General features: G+C 64.9%; 24 protein-coding genes. 11 read left to right on the forward strand and 13 right to left on the reverse strand.

Going from position 1 to position 20,734, the window contains the following annotated elements; translation table 11 throughout:
- The 9 genes from ACODS1_RS12520 to ACODS1_RS12560 form a co-directional block, all read right to left on the reverse strand.
- A complete protein-coding gene (locus ACODS1_RS12520; protein ID WP_489085908.1) occupies nucleotides 1-768 on the reverse strand; it encodes an amino acid ABC transporter permease in 768 nt (255 codons plus the stop codon).
- Between the two features lie 9 nt (nucleotides 769-777).
- A complete protein-coding gene (locus tag ACODS1_RS12525) occupies nucleotides 778-1,539 on the reverse strand; it encodes an ABC transporter substrate-binding protein (protein ID WP_489085999.1) in 762 nt (253 codons plus the stop codon).
- Between the two features lie 102 nt (nucleotides 1,540-1,641).
- Nucleotides 1,642-2,316, reverse strand: a complete 675-nt coding sequence (locus ACODS1_RS12530; RefSeq protein WP_489085909.1) for a GntR family transcriptional regulator — start codon at nucleotides 2,314-2,316, stop codon at nucleotides 1,642-1,644.
- A gap of 242 nt (nucleotides 2,317-2,558) precedes the next feature.
- Nucleotides 2,559-2,987: a hypothetical protein gene (locus tag ACODS1_RS12535; protein ID WP_489085910.1), complete on the reverse strand. Its 429-nt coding sequence runs from the start codon at nucleotides 2,985-2,987 to the stop codon at nucleotides 2,559-2,561.
- Nucleotides 2,988-3,011: 24 nt separating this feature from the next.
- On the reverse strand, nucleotides 3,012-3,554 hold the full coding sequence (locus ACODS1_RS12540) for a L,D-transpeptidase family protein (protein ID WP_489085911.1): 543 nt from the start codon (nucleotides 3,552-3,554) through the stop codon (nucleotides 3,012-3,014).
- 141 nt (nucleotides 3,555-3,695) lie between these two features.
- Nucleotides 3,696-4,856 (reverse strand): acetylornithine deacetylase, encoded by a 1,161-nt coding sequence (gene argE / locus ACODS1_RS12545; protein WP_489085912.1) that lies wholly within the window; start codon nucleotides 4,854-4,856, stop codon nucleotides 3,696-3,698.
- Nucleotides 4,857-5,022: 166 nt separating this feature from the next.
- Complete coding sequence (locus ACODS1_RS12550; RefSeq protein ID WP_489085913.1) at nucleotides 5,023-5,697, reverse strand: DUF1028 domain-containing protein; 675 nt, start codon at nucleotides 5,695-5,697, stop codon at nucleotides 5,023-5,025.
- The gene (locus ACODS1_RS12555; RefSeq protein ID WP_106738245.1) at nucleotides 5,694-6,131 is read right to left on the reverse strand and encodes a RidA family protein; all 438 of its coding nucleotides are present in this window, start codon (nucleotides 6,129-6,131) and stop codon (nucleotides 5,694-5,696) included. The genes ACODS1_RS12550 and ACODS1_RS12555 overlap by 4 nt, the downstream gene beginning before the upstream one ends.
- Entirely contained in the window at nucleotides 6,131-7,492 is a 1,362-nt protein-coding gene (locus ACODS1_RS12560; RefSeq protein WP_489085914.1) for a flavin-containing monooxygenase, read from the reverse strand. The genes ACODS1_RS12555 and ACODS1_RS12560 overlap by 1 nt, the downstream gene beginning before the upstream one ends.
- 282 nt (nucleotides 7,493-7,774) lie before the next feature.
- Between ACODS1_RS12560 and modA the strand changes: the two genes are divergently transcribed.
- From modA to modC, 3 genes are read left to right on the forward strand one after another with little or no spacing between them, the layout of a single operon-like run.
- Complete coding sequence (modA, locus tag ACODS1_RS12565; protein WP_489085915.1) at nucleotides 7,775-8,530, forward strand: molybdate ABC transporter substrate-binding protein; 756 nt, start codon at nucleotides 7,775-7,777, stop codon at nucleotides 8,528-8,530.
- A 60-nt stretch (nucleotides 8,531-8,590) separates the two neighbouring features.
- Nucleotides 8,591-9,271 (forward strand): molybdate ABC transporter permease subunit, encoded by a 681-nt coding sequence (gene modB, locus ACODS1_RS12570; protein ID WP_489085916.1) that lies wholly within the window; start codon nucleotides 8,591-8,593, stop codon nucleotides 9,269-9,271.
- Nucleotides 9,271-10,395: a molybdenum ABC transporter ATP-binding protein gene (gene modC / locus ACODS1_RS12575; RefSeq protein WP_489086000.1), complete on the forward strand. Its 1,125-nt coding sequence runs from the start codon at nucleotides 9,271-9,273 to the stop codon at nucleotides 10,393-10,395. The genes modB and modC overlap by 1 nt, the downstream gene beginning before the upstream one ends.
- Before the next feature lie 133 nt (nucleotides 10,396-10,528).
- Here modC and ACODS1_RS12580 read toward each other — a convergent pair whose 3' ends face one another.
- Nucleotides 10,529-11,356 carry a sigma 54-interacting transcriptional regulator gene (locus tag ACODS1_RS12580; RefSeq protein WP_489085917.1) on the reverse strand — a complete coding sequence of 276 codons (828 nt, stop codon included), beginning with the start codon at nucleotides 11,354-11,356 and terminating at the stop codon, nucleotides 10,529-10,531.
- 177 nt (nucleotides 11,357-11,533) lie between these two features.
- Nucleotides 11,534-12,115 (reverse strand): RBBP9/YdeN family alpha/beta hydrolase, encoded by a 582-nt coding sequence (locus ACODS1_RS12585; protein WP_489085918.1) that lies wholly within the window; start codon nucleotides 12,113-12,115, stop codon nucleotides 11,534-11,536.
- A gap of 247 nt (nucleotides 12,116-12,362) precedes the next feature.
- Between ACODS1_RS12585 and oscA the strand changes: the two genes are divergently transcribed.
- The 5 genes from oscA to ACODS1_RS12610 all read left to right on the forward strand — a co-directional run bounded on the left by oscA (nucleotide 12,363) and on the right by ACODS1_RS12610 (nucleotide 16,458).
- The gene (gene oscA, locus ACODS1_RS12590; RefSeq protein WP_489085919.1) at nucleotides 12,363-12,545 is read left to right on the forward strand and encodes a sulfur starvation response protein OscA; all 183 of its coding nucleotides are present in this window, start codon (nucleotides 12,363-12,365) and stop codon (nucleotides 12,543-12,545) included.
- A gap of 94 nt (nucleotides 12,546-12,639) precedes the next feature.
- The gene (locus ACODS1_RS12595; protein WP_489085920.1) at nucleotides 12,640-13,641 is read left to right on the forward strand and encodes a sulfate ABC transporter substrate-binding protein; all 1,002 of its coding nucleotides are present in this window, start codon (nucleotides 12,640-12,642) and stop codon (nucleotides 13,639-13,641) included.
- A 79-nt stretch (nucleotides 13,642-13,720) separates the two neighbouring features.
- On the forward strand, nucleotides 13,721-14,533 hold the full coding sequence (cysT, locus tag ACODS1_RS12600) for a sulfate ABC transporter permease subunit CysT (protein WP_322979528.1): 813 nt from the start codon (nucleotides 13,721-13,723) through the stop codon (nucleotides 14,531-14,533).
- A gap of 10 nt (nucleotides 14,534-14,543) precedes the next feature.
- Nucleotides 14,544-15,410 (forward strand): sulfate ABC transporter permease subunit CysW, encoded by an 867-nt coding sequence (gene cysW / locus ACODS1_RS12605; RefSeq protein WP_489085921.1) that lies wholly within the window; start codon nucleotides 14,544-14,546, stop codon nucleotides 15,408-15,410.
- 55 nt (nucleotides 15,411-15,465) lie between these two features.
- Nucleotides 15,466-16,458, forward strand: a complete 993-nt coding sequence (locus ACODS1_RS12610; protein ID WP_489085922.1) for a sulfate/molybdate ABC transporter ATP-binding protein — start codon at nucleotides 15,466-15,468, stop codon at nucleotides 16,456-16,458.
- A gap of 223 nt (nucleotides 16,459-16,681) precedes the next feature.
- On the opposite strand, the gene ACODS1_RS12615 is transcribed toward ACODS1_RS12610, so the two are convergent.
- The gene (locus tag ACODS1_RS12615) at nucleotides 16,682-17,374 is read right to left on the reverse strand and encodes an ArsR/SmtB family transcription factor (protein WP_489085923.1); all 693 of its coding nucleotides are present in this window, start codon (nucleotides 17,372-17,374) and stop codon (nucleotides 16,682-16,684) included.
- 144 nt (nucleotides 17,375-17,518) lie between these two features.
- Here ACODS1_RS12615 and ACODS1_RS12620 point away from each other — a divergent pair, with 144 nt between their 5' ends.
- Nucleotides 17,519-18,259, forward strand: coding sequence for a sulfite exporter TauE/SafE family protein (locus tag ACODS1_RS12620; protein ID WP_489085924.1), 741 nt, complete (start codon nucleotides 17,519-17,521; stop codon nucleotides 18,257-18,259).
- Between the two features lie 169 nt (nucleotides 18,260-18,428).
- Complete coding sequence (locus tag ACODS1_RS12625; protein ID WP_489085925.1) at nucleotides 18,429-19,175, forward strand: hypothetical protein; 747 nt, start codon at nucleotides 18,429-18,431, stop codon at nucleotides 19,173-19,175.
- Nucleotides 19,176-19,378: 203 nt separating this feature from the next.
- On the opposite strand, the gene ACODS1_RS12630 is transcribed toward ACODS1_RS12625, so the two are convergent.
- Nucleotides 19,379-19,903, reverse strand: coding sequence for an Mpo1 family 2-hydroxy fatty acid dioxygenase (locus tag ACODS1_RS12630; RefSeq protein ID WP_322979534.1), 525 nt, complete (start codon nucleotides 19,901-19,903; stop codon nucleotides 19,379-19,381).
- A gap of 103 nt (nucleotides 19,904-20,006) precedes the next feature.
- Between ACODS1_RS12630 and ACODS1_RS12635 the strand changes: the two genes are divergently transcribed.
- Nucleotides 20,007-20,690 carry a Crp/Fnr family transcriptional regulator gene (locus ACODS1_RS12635; protein WP_489085926.1) on the forward strand — a complete coding sequence of 228 codons (684 nt, stop codon included), beginning with the start codon at nucleotides 20,007-20,009 and terminating at the stop codon, nucleotides 20,688-20,690.
- The last annotated feature ends 44 nt before the right edge of the window (nucleotides 20,691-20,734 follow it).

Consider the following 20,734-nt stretch of genomic DNA (forward strand, 5'->3'; position numbering starts at 1 on the left):
TCAACGCCCCCTCAGAAATTTCATGGCACCGAGACCGAACATCCGTCCACTCGCCGGCACATGGCCGTCGGTACGCCCGAAGCGCGTCTCCAGCCAGCGCTGGAAGAAGCCCCAGACCGTGGTCAGCAGCAGGAAGTAGATGGCCACCACCAGGTACAGCTCGAACACGCGGAAGGTCGCAGAGGTGATCATCTGCGTGCTGAGCAGCAGCTCCTGTACACCGATGACGCTGACCAGGGTGGTGTTCTTGAGCATCACGTTGAACTCGTTACCCAGCGGCGGCACGATCACGCGGAAGGCCTGCGGCAGGACGATGCGGCGCATCAGCCGTGGATAACTCATCCCCAGCGAACGCCCCGCCTCGTACTGGCCACGATCCACCGCGTTGATGCCGGAGCGGATGATCTCCGCCATGTAGGCACCCTCGTTGAGGCCCAGGGCGATGATCGCAGCCTGAATATTGCCCGGCAGGATGAACAGCCCCAGGTTCAGATCCTCGAAGCGGAAGATGCCGCCGGCCGCCAGCGCGGTGTAGAGGAAGACGATCTGCACCAGCAGGGGCGTGCCACGCATCAGCCAGATGTAGAAGCGCACCGGGTAGTTGAGCAGCGGATTGCTGGAGGCGCGCATCAGCGCCGCCAGCAACCCCAGGACGCATCCCAGCAGCATCGCCATCACTGCGATCACGCAGGTCAGCCAGAGGCCGTAGAGGTATACGTCGCTGGGCTGCAGCAGGTATTGCCAGAATATGTCCCAGTTGAAGTTCATCGTCGCGCCTCAGTCGAGCTTGTTGCCTTCGATGTGCCATTTGCCGAGCAGCGCCATGTAGCTGCCGTCGGCCTTCATGTCGGCCAGAGCCTGGCTGACCGCCGTGCTCAGTTCGGGATCGTCCTTGCGGATGCCGAAGCCGGTGAGAATCTTGTCGAACGCGGGTACGCCCACCTCGAACAGATCCGGCGCCATGCTCTGGTAGTAGCCGGCGGTTTCCATGGTGGTGCCGTAGGCATCGGCCTGACCGACACGCAGCGCCTGGAAGGCATCGGTGTCGGAGTTGAACACCACCAGGGTCATCGGCGCCTTGCCGGCCTTGCCCAGGACTTCGTTGTGCGCTTCGAGCAGGGTGCGGATGGTCGAGCCGTTGAGCACGGCGACGCGCTTGCCGGAAAGGTCGTCAAGGCTGTGGATGCCGGCCGGGTTGTCCTTGAGCACGGTGACCGCCTGGCTGGAGTACATGTAGTTGACGATGTCGATGACTTCGCGGCGTGCCGGCTTGTCGAACAGCTGGTCGACGATCATGTCGCAGTGTTGCGCCATCAGTGCCGGAATCAGGCCGGAGAAGGGCGTCACGCGCCATTCCACACGTTTGCCACCGAGGCGCTTGGCGATCTCGTCACCCAGCTCGACGGTGATGCCGACCGGCTTCTGCTTCTCGTCGAAGAAGCCCATGGGCGGCGAATCCATCGCACCGCAATACACGATCTTGTCCGCCGTTTTCAGGCGCTCGGGCACCGTGACCTCGGCCTGGGCCAGACCGGTCATCAGGGAGAAGGCCACCAGGGATGCTGCGAAGGTGCGTTTTGACATGTTCGACTCCGGTGTAATTGTTGGTATGGCAGTACGAAATGAAAGGGAGGTCGGGTCTCAGGCGCCCGACTTTTCCAGGAATTCGAGCAGATCGGGGACGGTGCCTTCGATGTGCTCGCAGACGATCCGCTCGGCGTGCCGGGCGTCGCCGGTTCTTACCGCGTCGAGGAGGGTCTGGTGTTCTTCACGGGCGCTCAGGGGCTTGTCGACATGCTTGAGCCAGAGGCGCATGTACGGCTCGATCATCGCGTAGAGGGCGCTGATCTGGCGCATCAGGCGTGGGCGCTCGCTGAGGCTGCAGAGGTATTCGTGGAAGATGCGGTGGCGCACCACCCACTCCGAACTGTCGTCACCGCACTCGTCCATTTCATCGAGCAGGCGCTCCAGGCGGGCCAGGTGGCGCTCGTTGATCTTCGGCGTGGCGACGCGGATCGCCAGGCCTTCCAGGGCACTGCGCATCTCGAAGACTTCGCGCATCTGGTCGAGGTTGAGGCCACTGACCACCGCGCCACGGTTGGGTCGCAGCGTTACCAATCCCTCCGCCGCCAAGCGCTTGAAGGCCCCGCGAATGGGCATGCGGCTCATCTCCAGCTCGCTGGCGATGTCTTCAGCGATCAGCCGGTCGCCGGTGCGGTAACGGCCCTGGCAGATGGCGTCGAGCAGGTGCAGATAAGCCTCGTCCTCGGCCGAGAGGGTGGGCTGGGCATTGAAGGTGGTCACGGCGAAAGGCATTGTGAGGATTCCTGAATTTTTGGATCCAAAAACACAATCATCCAAATGCAGGTGCCGTGCCGGAAATCACAACGTGCTGTTTTTAAAGGAAAACGTATCGCTGAGCGGAAGATGACGCCTGGATTCATGCACCAAAAGCGTTACCGAGCGCCCCAAGACGAGGCAGGAAACGCGGCCAAAGGCCCCACTTCAGGAACCTGTGCCGGGTGCTGCTGGCGAGCGGAAGTCGACGAAATTGGTGGTCAGGCCGGATCACTGGCGCCGAGCACTTCGATGAACCACTTGGGTTGCATGGCCTGGAAATCGGTGCGGCGATTGCTCGGCAGATAACTCGCGGAATCCAGCACGACGGCGACACCCGCCTCACGCCGGAACACCACCCAGTGCCAGAAGTCGCGGTCACCCTCGCGATGGAACTTGATGGGCAGCAGGGCCTGGTCGGGCAATGCCTCCCAGGACTGGAACGGGGTTTCCTGCGCGGCACAAACCACACCTTCGCTGGCCAGCAAACGGCGCACGTAGCGGGTATCCGACCACAACGCCTCGTCCTCGGCATGGATGCCCATGGCATTGGCGATGGCCTTCATCTGCGCGTAGGTCTTGCCGAGAACGTTGGCTGCGCTGGCAATACCGCAGCCGGAGACTTCTTCCTGGATCACGGGCTCATGCATGGTCGTTTCCTTGATCAAGTGCATTCAGTGGATTTCGATGGGCGTGCCGTTGGCGACCCGCAGCCAGATGTCGCGCATCTCGTCGTTGCTCACGGCGATGCAGCCATCGGTCCAGTCCCACAGGTGATGCAGCGGCCCGAGCCAACCCCAGCCATTGGGCAGGCCGTGGATCATGATGTTGCCACCGGGGCTCTCGCCACGCGCGGCAGCGGCGGCCTGATCCTGCGCGTTCGGGTAGGAGATGTGCAGACTGAGGTAGGCCATGGATTTGGCATTGCGCCAGTCGATCAGGTAGCGCCCCTCGGGTGTGCGCTGGTCGCCTTCACGCTGTTTATGCCCCTCGTCGCCCGCCGCACCGAGGACGATGCGGTACTCGCTCAGCATCGTACCTTCTCGCCAGAGCTGCATGCGCCGCTGCGCCTTGTCGACGGTGATCAGATCGGCCTGTGCGACGGGTTCCGTCAACGGTGCCGGGCCGCCAGCCAGGCGTCCCATGACCTTGGTGTAGCCCACCAGCAGCACGAGCAGGCACAGGCTCGCCAGCAACCAACGCTTGACTCCCTTCATTGCTTCTTCTCCCTTGGGCCAGACGACAGGCGCGCCGCGCACCTTAGCAGATCGCCCGCTTATCCGAGCGTGAAGCATTTGCAGAAATCAGCAATCAGGCACAGAGGAACAAGGTTGGCAGCTACGCGGGCTTGCCCGGCATCAGACCGGTGCCTGCTGCATCCAGCTCGCCAGGCGCGCCAGCAAGGCATCGCAGCGCTCGAGTTGTTCGAGACTGACGAACTCGTCCGGCTTGTGCCCCTGCTCCATGCTGCCGGGGCCGCAGACCACGGTGGCCACGCCGGCCGCGTCGAACAGGCCGCCTTCGGTGCCGAAGGCAACGGTGGTGAAATCCTCGCGCTCGGCGATCAGCGCCAGCAGCCGCGCCGCCTCGCTGGCGGCGTCGGTGAGCAGGCCGGGATAGCTGGACAGCTCGCTGAAACGGATGTCGCTGGTCGCGCTCACCGCACGCATGCGCGGCAGCAGCTCGCGCTCGGCGTAGTCGCGCAGCTCGGCGGCGACCTGCTGCGGATCGTCGGCCGGCAGCGCGCGCATCTCGAAGTCGAAGCGGCATTCGGCGGGCACGATATTCAAGGCTCGACCGCCCTGGATAACGCCGGTCTGCACCGTGGAGTAGGGCGGGTCGAAGCGACCGTCATGGCGCTCGGACGCGGCCAGACGTTCACCGATCTCGCCGAGGCGGCCGATCAGTTTGGCCGCGTACTCGATGGCATTGACCCCCTGCGGCGCATAGGCCGAATGGCAGGCGGCGCCATGTACTTCACAGCGCATCGCCAGCTTGCCCTTGTGGCCAAGCACCGGGCGCATCTCGGTGGGTTCGCCGATCAGGCAGATGGCCGGGCGCTCGGGACTGGCGCGCAGGCGCTCGACCAGGCTGCGCACGCCGAGGCAACCGACCTCCTCGTCATAGGAAATGGCGATGTGCAGCGGCAGGCGCAGAGGCGCCTCGAGAAAGCGCGGCAACGCCGCCAGCACGCAGGCGATGAAGCCCTTCATGTCCGCCGTGCCGCGCCCATACAGGCGGCCGTCGCGTTCGCTGAGCTGGAACGGCGGCACGCTCCAGCTCTGGCCGTCGACTGGCACCACGTCGCTGTGTCCGGACAGCATCACCCCGCCCGCCCCGGCCGGGCCGATGCGCGCATAGAGGTTGGCCTTGCTGCGTTCGGCGTTGAACAGCAGCTCGCTGTCGATGCCGAGCCCGGCCAGGTAGGCACGCACGTAATCGATCAGCGCCAGGTTGGATTCGCGGCTGGTGGTGTCGAAGGCGATCAGGTCGGCGAGCAGGTCGCGGCTGGTGGACATGGGTGGTTACCGGTGAAAGGTTGATCGATGACACCGTGGGAGGCGCTTTAGCGGCGACAGTTCAAGATCGCGGCTGCGACTGCATGGATGCAGTACGTAGGGTGGATGACGCTTTATCCATCCACCATTACGGCGCACACGGTGGACGAAAAGAGCGCCGTCCACCCTACTCGTCACCCGGCACGCCGTAACTCGGCGCGGCGGTGGGGTCGAGGGCGCGGGTGATGTAATCGTGCAGTTGCGGCTCGTAGGCGCGCCAGAGCTTGTCCAGCTCGCCGATAGGATCTTGCTCGGCCCAGTCGACACGCAGGTCGACCACCGGCCAGACCAGATCGCCGACCACCGACAGCGCCGCCGAATGCACCGGCCCGGCCTCGCCACCAGTGGCCATCGCCGCGTGCATGGCCGCCAGCAGGCGATCCGGCAGGCCGCCGTCGGCCTGTTCGAAGGCCTCGACCATGGCGTCGATCACCGCCGTGGAAGCCAGCAGGTTGCCGGCCGCCACGCATTGCTCGCCGGCGCGCGCATGGTGCACACCGAGGGCTTCGCTGCCGGAAAAGTGCGCGCTGGCGCCGTGGCTGTCGATCACCGTCACCTGCCGATATTGGCCGTAGCCGTTGCGCGCCAGGGCCTGCTCCAGTGCGCTGGCCGGCGCCTCGCCAGCCTCCAGGCGGTCGAGAATCTGCGGCCCCAGCGCCGGCAGGGTGATGTTCTGCGTCGACACCGCACCAACCCCGGCGCGCAGCCAGGGGCAGCGGGCGCCGACGGCGATGCTGGAGGAGCTGATGGCGATACCGAGGTGCCCGGTTTCCGGGCAGCGGCCGACGATGGAAAAGGTCATGCCTGGCCTCCGGCACTCGGCCAGTCATCGGGAATCACGGCAATCACGTCGATCTCCATCAGCCATTGCGGCTGGCCGAGGGCCGAAACCACCAGCCCGGTGGAGATCGGGAACACGCCCTTGAGCCATTTGCCGACCTCCTTGTACACCGGCTCGCGGTAGCGCGGGTCGATGATGTAGGTGGTGGTTTTGACGATGTGCGAGAGGTCGCTGCCGGCTTCTTCCAGCAGTTGCTTGAGGTTCTTCATCGCCTGCTCGGTCTGCGCCTGCGGGTCGCCGAGGCCGACCAGGTTACCGTCGAAATCGGTGCCGACCTGGCCGCGCACGTATACGGTGTTGCCGGCGCGCACGGCCTGGCACAGGTCGTTGTCCAGGGACTGGTTGGGGTAGGTGTCCTTGGTATTGAACATGCGGATGCGGGTATGAGTAGGCATCAGCGAACTCCGGTGAGGCTGACTTTGCCAGCGCTGGATTCGAGGGCCGCGGCGTCACGCTGGGTAGCGTCGCGGTAGGCGGTGTACTTGCGCTGGGTAGCGATGTGGTCGGCGATATGGCGGGCGTCGTGCCACACGCCCCAGATGAAGGTGGAGCCACGGCGCGACAGCCAGGGCAGGCCGACGAAGTACACACCCGGCTCGCTGGAGACGCCGCGCTGGTGTTTGGGCTTGCCGTTGGCGTCGAAGGCATCGACCTGCAACCAGCTGAAGTCCGTGGCGTAGCCGGTGGCCCAGATGATCGAAGTAACGCCGGCAGCAGCCAGGTCGAGGCTTTGCAACGGCTCGCGGACGCACGCCGGCTCGGGGAAACGGCGACGCGCCTCGGGCTCTTGCGGCAGGTCGAGGCCATTGCGTTCGACATAGGCATCGGCGGCATCGAGCAGCGACAGGTAGTTCTCGTCGCCGCGCGCCAGGTTTTCCGCCAGATCATCGGCGAACTGCGCCACGCCCGCCTCGAAGGCGCGGGTCAGACCAACCAGGGTGATGCCCTGCGCGGCCAGCTCACGAAAATCGATGGTGCGCCCGCCATGGGCGCCGCTGACGGCGATGGTCACGTGCTCCTTGCCCGGCTGCACGGTTTCCAGATCCCACAGGCCGAGCACGCCGAGCCACCAGACGAAATCGCGACCGCGATAGCTGCGCGGCGGCCGGTCGTGAGCGCCGACCGAGAGGTACACCTGGCGCCCGGCGCGGTTCAGCTCGTCGGCGATCTGCACGCCGGAAGAACCGGCGCCGACCACCAGCACCGCGCCTTCGGGCAGTTGCTGCGGATTGCGGTAATGCGCCGAGTGGATCTGCAGCAGGCTGTCGTCCTGCGGGGCGATGGCCGGAATCACCGGGCGCTGGAACGGGCCGGTGGCGGCGACCACACGATTGGCGTGAATAGTGCCCTCGGAAGTTTCCACGATAAAGCCGGCGCGGCCAGGCGCGCGTACCACCTGCTTGACCTCGACGCCGGTGCGGATCGGCGCGTCGATCATCTGCGCGTAAGCCTCGAAGTAGTCGGCCACCTGATCCTTGTGGGCAAAGTCGTCCGGGCCGAGATCGGGAAACTCCATGCCGGGGAAGCGGTCGTGCCAGACCGGCCCATTGGTCACCAGCGAATCCCAGCGCACCGTGCGCCAGGCCTCGGCGATGCGGCTCTTCTCCAGCACCAGATGCGGCACGCCGAGCTTGCCCAGGTGCTCGCTCATGGCCACGCCGGCCTGGCCAGCGCCGACCACCAGGGTGTCGATCGTCAAGGTTGCGGGTACCCGACCTGCGGGTTGGGGAAAGGCGGATTGCTTCAGCTCGGTCATGGTTGCCTGCTCTGATTCTGCTCGTGACTGAATCCGCCGGGGCGGCTCGTTGCGGGCATTCTGTTCAGAGCGGGGGATTAGCGAAATTATGTTTTTTGTAGTTGCTGGCAAGGGAAAAACTGCCCGCAAGCCGTGACGGTGCAGGCACCCGCCGCCACGCACGAAGATCGTGCAAGGGAGCGAGCCGTAAAGCGCTATATACAAAATTACACAACGAGGTAGGATTGCCGCACCTGGCCTGCCTCAGGCCGTGTGATTGCCCAGGAACAATAAGGAATCTCCATGCTCAAGCCTCTCCAGCACGGTTTGCTCGCCCTCGGCCTGATCTTCGCCAGCGGCGCCATCGCCGATGAAGTGAAGGTCGCGGTCGCCGCCAACTTCACCGCACCGATGCAGGCCATCGCCCCGGCCTTCGAGAAAGCCACCGGGCACAAGCTGGTGGCCTCCTTCGGCGCCACCGGGCAGTTCTATGCGCAGATCCAGAACGGCGCGCCGTTCGATGTATTCCTCAGCGCCGACGACACGACGCCGGCCAAGCTGGAGCAAGAAGGCGACAGCGTGCCAGGCTCGCGCTTTACCTACGCCATCGGCAGCCTGGTGCTGTGGTCGGCTGACTCCAGCTACCTCGACGGCAGCGACGCGGCGTTGAAGGCCGGGCAGTTCAAGCACCTGTCCATCGCCAACCCAAAGGCCGCGCCCTATGGCCTGGCGGCGACCCAGGTGCTGGCCAAGCTGGGGCTGAGCGAGGCGGTCAAGGGCAAGCTGGTGGAGGGCCAGAACATCACCCAGGCGCACCAGTTCGTTTCCACCGGCAACGCCGAACTGGGCTTCGTCGCCCTGTCGCAGGTGTACCAGGACGGCAAGCTCAGCAGCGGTTCGGCCTGGATCGTGCCGGAGGCAATGTACGACCCGATCAGGCAGGATGCGCTGATCCTCAAGCCGGGCGCGAACAACCCGGCCGCAGCGGCGCTGGTCGAGTACCTGAAAGGCCCGGAAGCGGCCAAGGTGATCGAGTCGTTCGGCTATAAACTGCCGTAGCCATCAGCCTGAGAACGTCCCGGATTGCATCCGGGCTACGCTTGCTACCGGAACCCGCCCATGCCGCTGTCGAAGAATGATCTCGACGCCATCCTCCTGACCCTGGAGCTGGCCTCACTGACCACCGTGCTGTTGCTGATCATCGGCACGCCCATCGCGCTGTGGCTGGCGCGTACCGATTCCTGGCTCAAGCGCCCGGTCGGCGCGCTGGTGGCGCTGCCGCTGGTGCTGCCGCCGACGGTGATCGGTTTCTACCTGCTAGTGAGCATGGGGCCCAATGGTTTCTTCGGTCAGCTGACTCAGAGCCTCGGTCTCGGCACCTTCACCTTCACGTTTACCGGCCTGGTGATCGGTTCGATCTTCTATTCGCTGCCCTTCGTCGTGCAGCCACTGCAGAACGCTTTCGAGGCCATCGGCCGTGGCCCGCTGGAGGCTGCCGCGACCTTGCGCGCCAACCCCTGGGACAGTTTCTTCAGCGTGGTGCTGCCACTGGCCCGCCCGGGCTTCATCACCGCCGCCATTCTCAGCTTCGCCCATACCGTCGGTGAGTTCGGCGTGGTGCTGATGATCGGTGGCAATATCCCCGGCAAGACGCAGGTGGTGTCGGTGCAGATCTACAACCACGTGGAAACCATGAACTACGCCCAGGCGCATTGGCTGGCTGGCGGTATGGTGGCGTTCTCCTTCCTAGTCCTGCTCGCGCTGTACAGCGGCCGTAACGGCAAGGTGAGGGCCTGGTGATGTTCGGATTCGGTAAACCTTCGATCCCTGCAGTGGTGGATGACAGCCGTATTCGCGCGCGCTTTCTGGTGCAGCATGCGGGCTTTCGCCTGGATGTCGACCTCGACCTGCCCGGGCGCGGCGTCAGCGCGTTGTTCGGTCATTCCGGCTCGGGCAAGACCAGTTGCCTGCGCTGCTTCGCCGGGCTGGATCGCCCGCAGCAGGGCTATCTGCAAGTGGCCGGCGAACGCTGGCAGGACAGTGCGCAAGGCTTCTTCCTGCCGGCGCACCAGCGCGCCATCGGCTACGTGTTCCAGGACGCCAACCTGTTCCCGCACCTGAGCGTGCGCGGCAATCTGGAGTACGGGCAGAAACGCATCCCCGCCGCGCAGCGCAAGGTGGCGCTGGATCAGGCGCTGGAGTTGCTGGGCATCGGCCACCTGCTCGAGCGAATGCCTTCGGCCTTATCCGGCGGCGAACGCCAGCGCGTCGGCATCGCTCGCGCGCTGGTCACCAGCCCGCGCCTGCTGCTGATGGACGAGCCACTGGCCTCGCTCGATCTCAAGCGCAAGCAGGAGGTGCTGCCCTATCTGCAGCGGCTGCACCAGGAGCTTGATATCCCCGTGCTCTACGTCAGCCATGCGCCGGATGAAGTGGCGCGCCTGGCCGATCACCTGGTGCTGCTCGACGAAGGCCAGGTGCGCGCCAGCGGCCCGCTCAAGGAATTGTTGCTTCGCGCCGACCTGCCCTTCGCCAGCGAAGAAGATGCCGAGGCGGTGATCGACGGCCAGGTCGACGCCTACGATGCACAGTACGGCCTGCTGGCCCTGCGCATTCCGGGCAGTGACGCACGCCTGCGCATACCCCATGCAGCGCTGCCGGCATGGCACCGGGTACGGGTGAAGATCAAGGCGCGCGATGTCAGCCTCAGCCTGCAACGTGCTGAAGGCAGCAGCCTGCTCAACCTGTTGCCAGTCACCGTGGACAGCTGGCAGATGATCGGCGCCCAGGCCCTGCTGACCCTGCGCCTGGGCGAGCAGCACCTGCTGGCACGGATCACCCGCTACTCCTTCGATCAGTTGGGCATCCATGCTGGCCAGGCGATCTGGGCGCAGATCAAATCGGTATCGCTGCTGGCTCCTTGAGCCTGTGCAACGAAGCCCCGTAGGGCGTACTCGCGCAGCAGTACGCCGCACATCAGGCGGCACAAGGTCAAACCGGCGGACTGTTCGCTGACGCTACGAGCGGCCGGCGCCCCAGCTCGCCCTACGGCGTGGTTCACCAGTCGGAAAGGCCCGGAAGCTCCAGATGCTCGGGGCCAATCTCGCTGTTGCCGGCCAGCAGCAGGGCGAAGTGGATGACGTTCTCCAGCTCACGGGTATTGCCCGGCCAGCGGTGCGCCTCCAGCACTGCCTGCGCCGCCGGGTTGATGCCGGCGATGCTCAATCCCAGGCGCTGGGCATGGATACCCAGAAAGTACTCAGCCAACGGCAGGATGTCGCCGACCCGCTCACGCAATGCCGGAAAACGCAGCTGGCCGTCGCACAGGTAGGCGTACAGACGCTCATCGAAAGTGCCGGCTGCCACCGCACGGGCCAGGTCGATGCTGCTCGCCGCCACCAGGCGCACGTCTACCGGCAACGCCTGGCTGGCACCGACGCGATACACCTCGCGGGTTTCCAGCGCGGCCAGCAGTTTGCTCTGCAATGGGCGTGAAAGATCGGCAATCTCGTCGAGGTAGAGCGTGCCGCCATTGGCCGAACCGAACCAGCCGGCACGGCTGCTGGCGGCCCCGACATGGGCACCGCCGACATGCCCGAACAGCTCGGCCTCGCCCCATTGCGGGCTGATCGCCGCACAGCTCACCGCCACGAACAGGCCGGCGCGCTCGCTCTGGCGATGGATGTAGCGCGCCAACAACTCCTTGCCGGTCCCGGTCTCGCCAAGAATCAGCAACGGCTGGTCATTGCCTGCCAGCGCCTCGGCGTGCTCGCGCAGTTGACGTGAACGGGCGTCGACGAAGACCAGCGCCTTGGCCCGAATGCTCAGCGGGCTCTTGTCCGAATCGGCAAAGGTCAAGGGCGGGAAGTCAGGTGGAAAACTCATGACGTGCAGCTCCTGAGCCACACCTCGCCGGCGCAGCCTGTACGCGAATAAAAAACACCTGGAGCAACTGCTCCGCTTTGGCCCGAAGGGTGGCGCCATGGCTGGCAGGCGATAAAAAAGAGCAGGCGGCTGCCTGGCCCGACCCTGCTCCGGAAAGGTAACGCCGTGATGACTCGCTCAGGCGCGCAGCCGCGCCTGCTGCTCGATGCGGCTCTGCAGGCGGTAGAGATAACCGAAGCCCTGCTCCCAGTAACGGTGCCCGGACTTCACGTTGATATGCCCGGCACCGGTCAGAATCGCCGCCTCGCTACCCCAGGCGCGCGCCAGCTCCAGGGCGCGCAGGGCGCTGGCTGCGGCGTCATTGTCGGAGCCCACCAGCAAGCTGGGAAAGGGCAGCAGATCACGCGGCATCGGCGCGAAATTGCGCAGCGCTTCGGGGCAACCCGGCCGCTCGACATCGGCTGGCGCCACCAGCAGGGCACCGCGCACACGGCGCAACAGCTCGACCGGCGCCTGCGCGGCCCAATGCGCCACCGTCACGCAGCCCAGGCTATGGGCGATGAGAATGAGCGGACGCGGATCGGCAGCAATCGCCTGGTTCAACGCGGCGCCCCAGTCGCCACGTTGCGGGTTGAGCCAGTCCTGCTGCTCGACCCGCGCACTGTTGGGCAGGCTGCGCTGCCAGTGGCTTTGCCAATGCTCATCGGGTGAGCCCTGCCAACCCGGCAGGATCAGATAACGGATTGCTTCGCTGGCCATGACGGCGCCTCCTTGAATCGAATGGCGTCAGTCTAGGCGGCGTAAAACAATGACAAAAAGAATAAGAAATTCTTTGCTTATTCCATAAACCCAATCAAATCCCGCAGCATTTTATATTTCTAAAATGCATATAAATGTTCTTAAACAGTATTTTTAAGAATATTTCAGCCTCTCTACTATCCGCTCCACGCCAACGTCGGCACCCACCACACGCCGCCGTGGCGACCCATTCACAAGGAGCCTGGAAATGACCGCCACTCTGAGAAACCTGGAAGGTCAGGATGAAGCCGTCATCCTCCGCGAGATCCAGACCGCCCTGCATGGACTGAAATTCGGTTCGGTGGAAATCACCGTACATAACGGCCAAGTCGTGCAGATCGAGCGCAAGGAAAAGATCCGCCTGCAACAGCCGAACACCAAGAACAGCTGACAGAACACCGCCTCCCATGATGCAGCCCGACTGGACCACCAGAGGGCTAGAACCTACGCCAACACAAGAATCTATCCCGTTTAGGAGCTGCACCATGTCCATTCGCCGTTTTGCCCTGGCCGCGCTGGCCAGCACCCTGATCGCCGGCCCGGCCATCGCCGAGCCGCTGCTCAACGTATCCTACGACCCGACCCGCGAGCTGTACGTCGAGTACAACGCCGCCTTCAACAAATTCTGGCAAGCGCAGGGCAACCCGGCCGTCGCCATTCAGCAGTCCCACGGGGGCTCGGGCAAGCAGGCTCGTGCAGTGATCGATGGCCTACGGGCCGACGTGGTGACCCTGGCGCTGTCCGGCGACATCGACGCGATCAACCTCAACCAGCAGCTGATCGACCCGAACTGGCAGGCGCGCCTGCCGGACAACAGCACACCGTACACCTCGACCATCGTGTTCCTGGTGCGCAAGGGCAACCCGAAAGGCATCAAGGACTGGGATGACCTGGTCAAAGACGGCGTGGAAGTCATCACCCCGAACCCGAAAACCTCCGGCGGCGCCCGCTGGAACTTCCTCGCCGCCTGGGCCTATGCCCGCGAGAAGTTCGGCAGCGAAGACAAGGCTCTGGAGTTCGTCACCGAGCTGTACCGCCATGCCCCGGTGCTGGATACCGGCGCCCGTGGCTCGACCATCAGCTTCGTCCAGCGTGGCCTGGGTGACGTACTGTTGGCCTGGGAAAACGAGGCCTACCTGTCGCTGGCCGAAGAAGGCGGCGACCAACTGGAAATCGTCACCCCATCGCTGTCGATCCTCGCCGAGCCGCCGGTGGCGGTGGTCGATGCCAACGTCGACCGCAAGGGCACCCGCAAAGTGGCCGAAGCCTACCTGGAGCACCTGTACAGCGAAGAAGGCCAGCGCATCGCCGCGAAGAACTTCTACCGCCCACGCAACGAGAAAGTCGCCGCCGAGTTCAAGGGTCAGTTCCAGGATCTCAAGCTGGTGACCATCGACAAGGACTTCGGCGGCTGGAAACAGGCGCAGCCCAAGTATTTCGACGATGGCGGCGTGTTCGACCAGATCTTCACCAAGATCAACCAGTAACCCGGCTCGACCGCTCGATGCCCTGCAACCTCCGGGTTGTGGGGCGTCGTGACTCTGGACCTGTACAAAAGGACACCCCATGTCTCGTCGAACTTCCCCGGTCATACCCGGCTTCGGGCTGACCCTGGGCTACACCATCACCTACCTGGCGTTGATCGTCCTGATTCCGCTGGGGGCGATGTTCCTCTTCTCGCTGCAGCTGACCGGCGAACAGTGGTGGGCGCTGCTGAACAATCGCCAACTGCAGTTCTCGCTGAAACTCTCGTTCGGCACCGCACTGGCCGCCGCCCTGCTCAATGGCATTCTCGGCACCATCATCGCCTGGGTGCTGGTGCGCTACACCTTCCCTGGCCGGCGCATCATCGATGCCATGGTCGACATGCCGTTCGCCCTGCCCACGGCCGTGGCCGGCATCGCGCTCACCGCGCTGTACGCACCCAGCGGCCTGATCGGCTCGCTGTTCCCCTTCAAGATCGCCTACACGCCGCTGGGCATCACCCTGGCGCTGGTGTTCGTCACACTGCCGTTCGTGGTGCGTACCTTGCAGCCGGTACTGGCCGACATTCCCAAGGAAGTCGAGGAAGCCGCCGCCTGCCTGGGCGCCAAGCCGCTGCAGGTGTTTCGCCATATCCTGCTGCCGAGCCTGCTGCCGGCCTGGTTGACCGGTTTCGCCCTGGCCTTCGCCCGTGGCGTCGGTGAGTACGGCTCGGTGGTGTTCATCGCCGGCAACATCCCGCTGAAGACCGAGATTCTGCCGCTGCTGATCGTCTCCAAGCTGGATCAATACGACTATCCGGGCGCCACCGCCATCGGCGTGATCATGCTGGTGGTGTCGTTCATCCTGCTGCTGCTGATCAACATCCTGCAGCGCCGCATCCAGCCGCAACTCTGAGGAGCCCGTCATGAGCCTTGCAACCCTTGGCCAGAGCGCGGCTGCGCGCCCGGCCAGCCGCTCCGTCGGCGCCATCATCCTGATCGTCATCGCCTGGGCAGTATTTGCCGCGATTCTCGTGTTGCCGCTGTACATGGTGGTGACCCAGGGCCTGAGCCGTGGCCTGGAGGTGTTCTGGCAAGCGATCAGCGAGCCGGACGCCATCTCGGCGCTGAAGCTGACCCTGCTGGCCACCGCCATTTCGGTGCCACTGAACCTGGTGTTCGGCGTCGCCGCAGCCTGGGCGGTGACCAAGTTCGAGTTTCGCGGCAAGAGCATCCTGATCACCCTGATCGACATGCCGTTCTCAGTGTCGCCGGTGGTCGCCGGCCTGATCTACGTGCTGCTGTTCGGCTCGCAGAGCGTTCTCGCGCCGTACCTGGACTCGCAGAACCTGCAGATCGTCTACGCCGTGCCGGGCATCGTCCTGGCGACCATCTTCGTCACCTTCCCCTTCGTCGCGCGCGAGCTGATCCCGCTGATGGAGGAACAGGGCACCACCGAGGAAGAGGCCGCGCGCCTGCTCGGTGCCAACGGTTGGCAGATGTTCTGGCATGTCACGCTGCCTAACGTAAAATGGGCGCTGATCTACGGCGTGGTGCTGTGCACCGCCCGTGCGATGGGCGAATTCGGCGCAGTTTCGGTGGTTTCCGGGCATATCCGCGGTTACACCAACACCCTGCCGCTGCACATCGAGATTCTCTACAACGAGTACAACATCGTCGCTGCCTTCAGCGTGGCGATCCTGCTGCTCGTCATGGCCCTGGTGGTGCTGCTGCTTCGCCAATGGAGCGAAGCGCGTCTGAGCCGCCAGCTACAAGCCAACCGAGAAGACTGACAGCCGTAGCGCCGCCTGAAAGCGGCCCGGCCCACGGAACCACCAGGAATAAGCCATGAGTATCGAAGTCACAGGCGTCAACAAGCAGTTCGGCCAGTTCAAGGCGCTGAACGAGATCAACCTGAGCATCCAGAGCGGCGAGCTGGTCGCCCTGCTCGGCCCGTCCGGCTGCGGCAAGACCACCCTGCTGCGCATCATCGCCGGCCTGGAAACCCCGGACAGCGGCAGCATCGGCTTCCACGGCGAGGACGTGTCCGAGCACGACGTGCGTGATCGCAACGTCGGCTTCGTGTTCCAGCACTACGCGCTGTTCCGCCACATGACCGTGTTCGACAACGTCGCCTTCGGCCTGCGCATGAAGCCCAAGCGCGAGCGCCCGAGCGAGGCGACGATCGCCGAGAAGGTGCACGAGCTGCTCAACCTGGTGCAGCTCGACTGGCTCGGTGACCGCTACCCGGAGCAACTGTCAGGTGGCCAGCGCCAGCGTATCGCCCTGGCCCGCGCCCTGGCGGTGGAGCCGAAAGTGCTGCTGCTCGACGAACCCTTCGGCGCGCTGGATGCCAAGGTGCGCAAGGAGCTACGCCGCTGGCTGGCGCGCCTGCACGAGGAAGTGCACCTGACCAGCGTGTTCGTCACCCACGACCAGGAAGAAGCCATGGAAGTGGCCGACCGCATCGTGGTGATGAACAAGGGCGTGATCGAGCAGATCGGTACCCCGGCCGAGGTGTACGAAAACCCGGCCAGCGACTTCGTCTACCACTTCCTCGGTGACGCCAACCGCCTCTACGTCGGCAACGACCACCATGTGCTGTTCCGCCCGCACGAGGTCGACCTGTCCAGCGAACCGAGCCCGGAGCACAAGGCCGGTGAAGTGCGCGACATCCGCCTGCTCGGCGCGATCACCCGCATCACGCTGAAAGTCGAAGGCCAGGACGAACTGATCGAGGCCGAGGTGGCCAAGGATCATGTCAGCCTGGACAACCTCGCCCGTGGCACCACCCTGTACTTCAAGCCCAAGGGCGGCAAGCCGGTCAGCGCCTCGGCCTGAAGCCACACCTGTAGGAGTCGCGCCCCGCGACGAAAAGCTTCGCCCCGGGGCGGGGCTCCTACGAGGCAATACATTGGCCACCTGAGTACGAAAGCCGTACATAGTGGACGTAGGGCGGGTGTAACCCGCCACCCAAGACGGCGGGTTTCACCCGCCCTACCTGAGAGTCCGGCGAGAAATTCGACACGGCCCTAGCACGCCGGATCGCCGCCCCCCTACGAAGCTACAAAGCCGCGATCGCCATGATCGCCCTGCGTCCCTGCGGTGAAACCTGCAACGCACGCGAACCCTGGCTGCGCCGCAGCCAGCCCTCGCCTTCGCACAGATTCAACAACGCCGCGCCCAGCGCACCGCCCAGATGCGGCTTGCGCTCGCTCCAGTCCGGGCAGGCACACAACCGCTGGCGGCGCTGACGACCGACCTGCTGCAGATCGATACCCAACGCCTGCAACCCCTGCTCGCCGCCGGCGGTCAACTTCAGCGCTCCGCCATCCTCGCTCAACCAGTCAGCCGCACACATCCGTGCAAACACGCCGACCGCCAGTTCACCGGCCAGATGGTCGTAGCAGGTGCGCGCCTCACGCATGGCCAGCGGCGTCCCGCGCGAGACTGGCACCGCACGCGCTTGCCGTGGCTGTGCAGCCAGTGCAGCGCTGGCCAGGGCCTCCACCAGTTGCCCGACCTCCGGTCCGGCCAGGCGGTAATAGCGATTGCGCCCATGCCGCTGCTGCGCCAGCAGGCCGCCCTCGACCAGCTTGGCCAGGTGCGCGCTGGTCGAGGAGGGGGACAACCCCGCCAGCAAGGCCAGCTCTCCGGCCGGCCGCGCACTGCCGTCCATCAGCGCCCAAACCATGGCCGCGCGCCCCGCGTCGGCGAGCAACGCAGCAATCGAACTGAAACCCGGTGCGTATTCCATCGTTCACCTCATGACGAAACATGGCGTGCAGCAAATATGGATACTGGCAGGCAACTTCAGCCAGAACCAGCCAGGGAGAATGCCGATGCTCACCGTGATACTCGAAGTCGAGGCCAAGCCTGGCCAGCAGCAGGGAACGATGCGATGACTGAATACCTGCCGTTGATTCTCGTCACCTTCCTGCTCGCCGGGATGGTCAAGGGCGTGGTCGGCCTCGGTCTACCAACCATCGCCGTCGGCCTGCTCGGCCTGGTGATGGCGCCGCTGCAAGCCGCCGCGCTGCTGATCATCCCGTCGATGGTGACCAACATCTGGCAACTGTACGACGGCCGCAGCCCGCTGCCGATGCTGCGCCGCCTGTGGCCGATGCTGCTGGGCATCCTGTTCGGCACGCTGCTGGTCGCCGGCCTGCTGCAGAGTCTCGACCTGCCCGGCGCCACCCGCTGGCTGGGCGCTGCCCTGGTGCTCTACGCACTGCTCGGTTTGGCCAAGGTGCACTTTCGCGTGGAGCGAGCCAAGGAAGCCTGGCTAGGCCCGCTGATCGGAGCCATCACCGGGGCGATCACTGCGGTGACCGGCGTGTTCGTGATCCCTGCCGTGCCTTACCTGCAGGCCATCGGCCTGGAGAAGGACGACCTGGTGCAGGCACTGGGGCTGTCGTTCAGCGTTTCCACCCTGGCACTGGCGGTTGCCATCGGCCACAGCGGCGAGCTGTTGCAACCGGCGGTGCTCGGCCTCTCCGCCCTGGCGCTGCTGCCCGCCTTGCAGGGCATGGTCGCCGGCCAATGGCTGCGCAAGCGCATCAGTGCGGAGCGCTTCAAACGCTGGTTCTTCATCGGCCTGCTGTTGCTCGGCGCCAACCTGGCGCTGCGCGGGTTGGTCTGAAACGAAGTGGCGTCGAACACCTGCGCCGCTTCCGATAAAACGACCGAACGGCCGCGATTTCCGACGAAATCACTCTTTTGGCTCATGCTCCGGCTGGCAGCGCGCATTACTCTTGACGCGGCGTCGCTGACGCCCATACCGCTCACAACAATAACAAGGAGCACCCCGAATGCAGCGTCATGCCGTGCTGCGCCGAGCGTTCGTCTGGACGTTGGGCATTCTCGCCGGGCTTTCGCCCATTACCTTCGCCGAAGCCATCACCCCGCAGGAACAGATTCAGGTCAACGCCAGCCGCGCCACCAGCAGCCTGCTGCTGTTACGTGGCGAAGGCTTCCAGAAGGTGCACCTGCAACGCCTGGAAGCCGATCTCGCGGCGCTGGCCGCAGACATGCAGGGTATGAAAGACAATGCCGAGCTGAACCAGGCCCACCAGGCGCTGGTGACCCAGTTGCGCAATGGTGTCAGCTACGGCCCCGGCGATGAGCATGTGCCGTGGCGCTACCCCGAGGATCTTAGCCGCTCCCTGCGCGACTTTCTCGCCATTGCCCGCACCCTGCCGCGCGCACAGGGTGACGACAGCGAACTGGCGGCCAAGATCGAGTACCTCGGCGTGCAGTACCTGGCGCGTTCGTACATGGGCACCTTCGAGATCGCCCGCGAACAGCCGGACACCTACCTGGGGCAGGATGAACGCCTGTTGCTACCGGCCATCGATGCGCAACTGGCGCCCCTGGATGAGAAGAAAGATCCGCAGGTGGCCAAGCTCAAGACTCGCTGGGGCTACCTGCGCGCCGCCCTGGCCGACATGAACAGCAAGAGCAGCGCGCTGATCAGCGTGTCCGGCCGCCCCTTCGCGCCGATCACCGTGGATCGGCATACCCGTGCGTTGACCACGCAGTGGATGGACATGTTCTAGGCTCTGTACGAAAAGTCGTCGAGCGAAGGTCAGGCGAGGCAAAAACAGGTGAGGAAGCGGAGTTTACGAGCTGTAAATGAGCATTCCGAACCTGTTTTTAACGAAGCATCACCGAGTGCAGGCACTTTTCGTACAGAACCTAGCGAGGCTCGCGGCTGAGCCCTGCGCCTGTGGGAGGGGCTTCAGCCGCGACAAACCAATGCTCAGGCCAGTGCCTTCTTCTCGCGAATGCAGGTCGGGCCGGCGATCTCCACCACGGCGTGCTCGACCTCCTTGCGCAGGCCGAGCAGGAAGGCCGCCTCGGCCACCACGAACAGCGGCCCGACGATCAGCCCCATGACATCGTCGACGAACGCCGGCTTGCGCCCCTCGTAGTAATGGCCGACGAACTGGATGACCCAGCCGACCACGAACAGACCAAGGCCTGCTGACAGCCAGGCGGCCGTGCTCGCCACCGCCAGCTTGGCGGCGCACCACAGGCAGAGCAGCAACAGGCCGCTCATGACCAGGCCGAAGCGGCCGTCCAGACGCAGGTAGAACAGCGCCGCCGCCAGTGCCGTCAGGGTCGCAGGTGCCAGCCACAGACCGGCCAGCTCGAAACCGGGGCGCGACAACAGCACGGCCACGGCCAATACGATCATGGGGATGCCGATGAAGTGGCTGGCGATGTTGCGGCGGTCACGGTGATAGGCCGCATACTGGGCCAGGTGATCGACGAGGGTTTTCATTGTTATCGTCCTCAGCAGTGATACAGGCCGGGGCATCATCCCTCCGCCTGGCACCGCCCCTCTGTCAGCTAGCCGACAATGCCGCCCAACCGCAGGAGTCACCATGCCCGATGCCCACGCCCACCTCGCACGTCTGCTGCAGGGCCACTGGTTCGCCGCGCTGCCGCAGGTGCTGCGCGATGCCCTGCTGGCCATGGCCCAGGTGCAGCGCCTCGACGCCGGTCAGCGGCTGTTCCGCCGTGGTGACAAACCCAGCGGGCTGTATGCGGTGGTCGAAGGCGCGGTGCGTATCGGCGCCGTCAGCGAGAGCGGCAAGGAAGCGCTGCTGACCCTGGTCGAGCCACCCTACTGGTTCGGCGAGATCTCCCTGTTCGATAACCTGCCGCGCACCCACGATGCCTTCGCCGAGAGCGCCAGCACCCTGCTGCTGTTGCCGCAGACCGAGCTGCTCGCCCTGCTCGAACGCCAACCGCAGCATTGGCGCGACTTCGCCCTGCTGATGAGCCACAAGCTGCGCCTGGCGTTCCTCGCCCTGGAAGACATGAGCCTGCTGCCCGCCGCGCCACGCCTGGCCCGGCGCCTGCTGCTGATCGCCGAGAACTACGGCGAAGGCGAACCGCGCCAGGTGCTGCACCTGGCCCAGGAGCAGCTCGCGCTGATGCTGTCGCTGTCACGCCAGACCACCAACCAGATCCTCAAGGAGCTGGAAGCCCAGGGCATCGTGCGCCTGACCTACGGCGAGATCGAGATCCTCGACCTGCAGCGCCTACGCCAGGCCGCCTGCTGAACCGCTGGCCTCCTGCCACTGTCGAATGTCAGTCTTTTTGCCTC

The organism is Pseudomonas sp. FG29 (assembly GCF_057809355.1).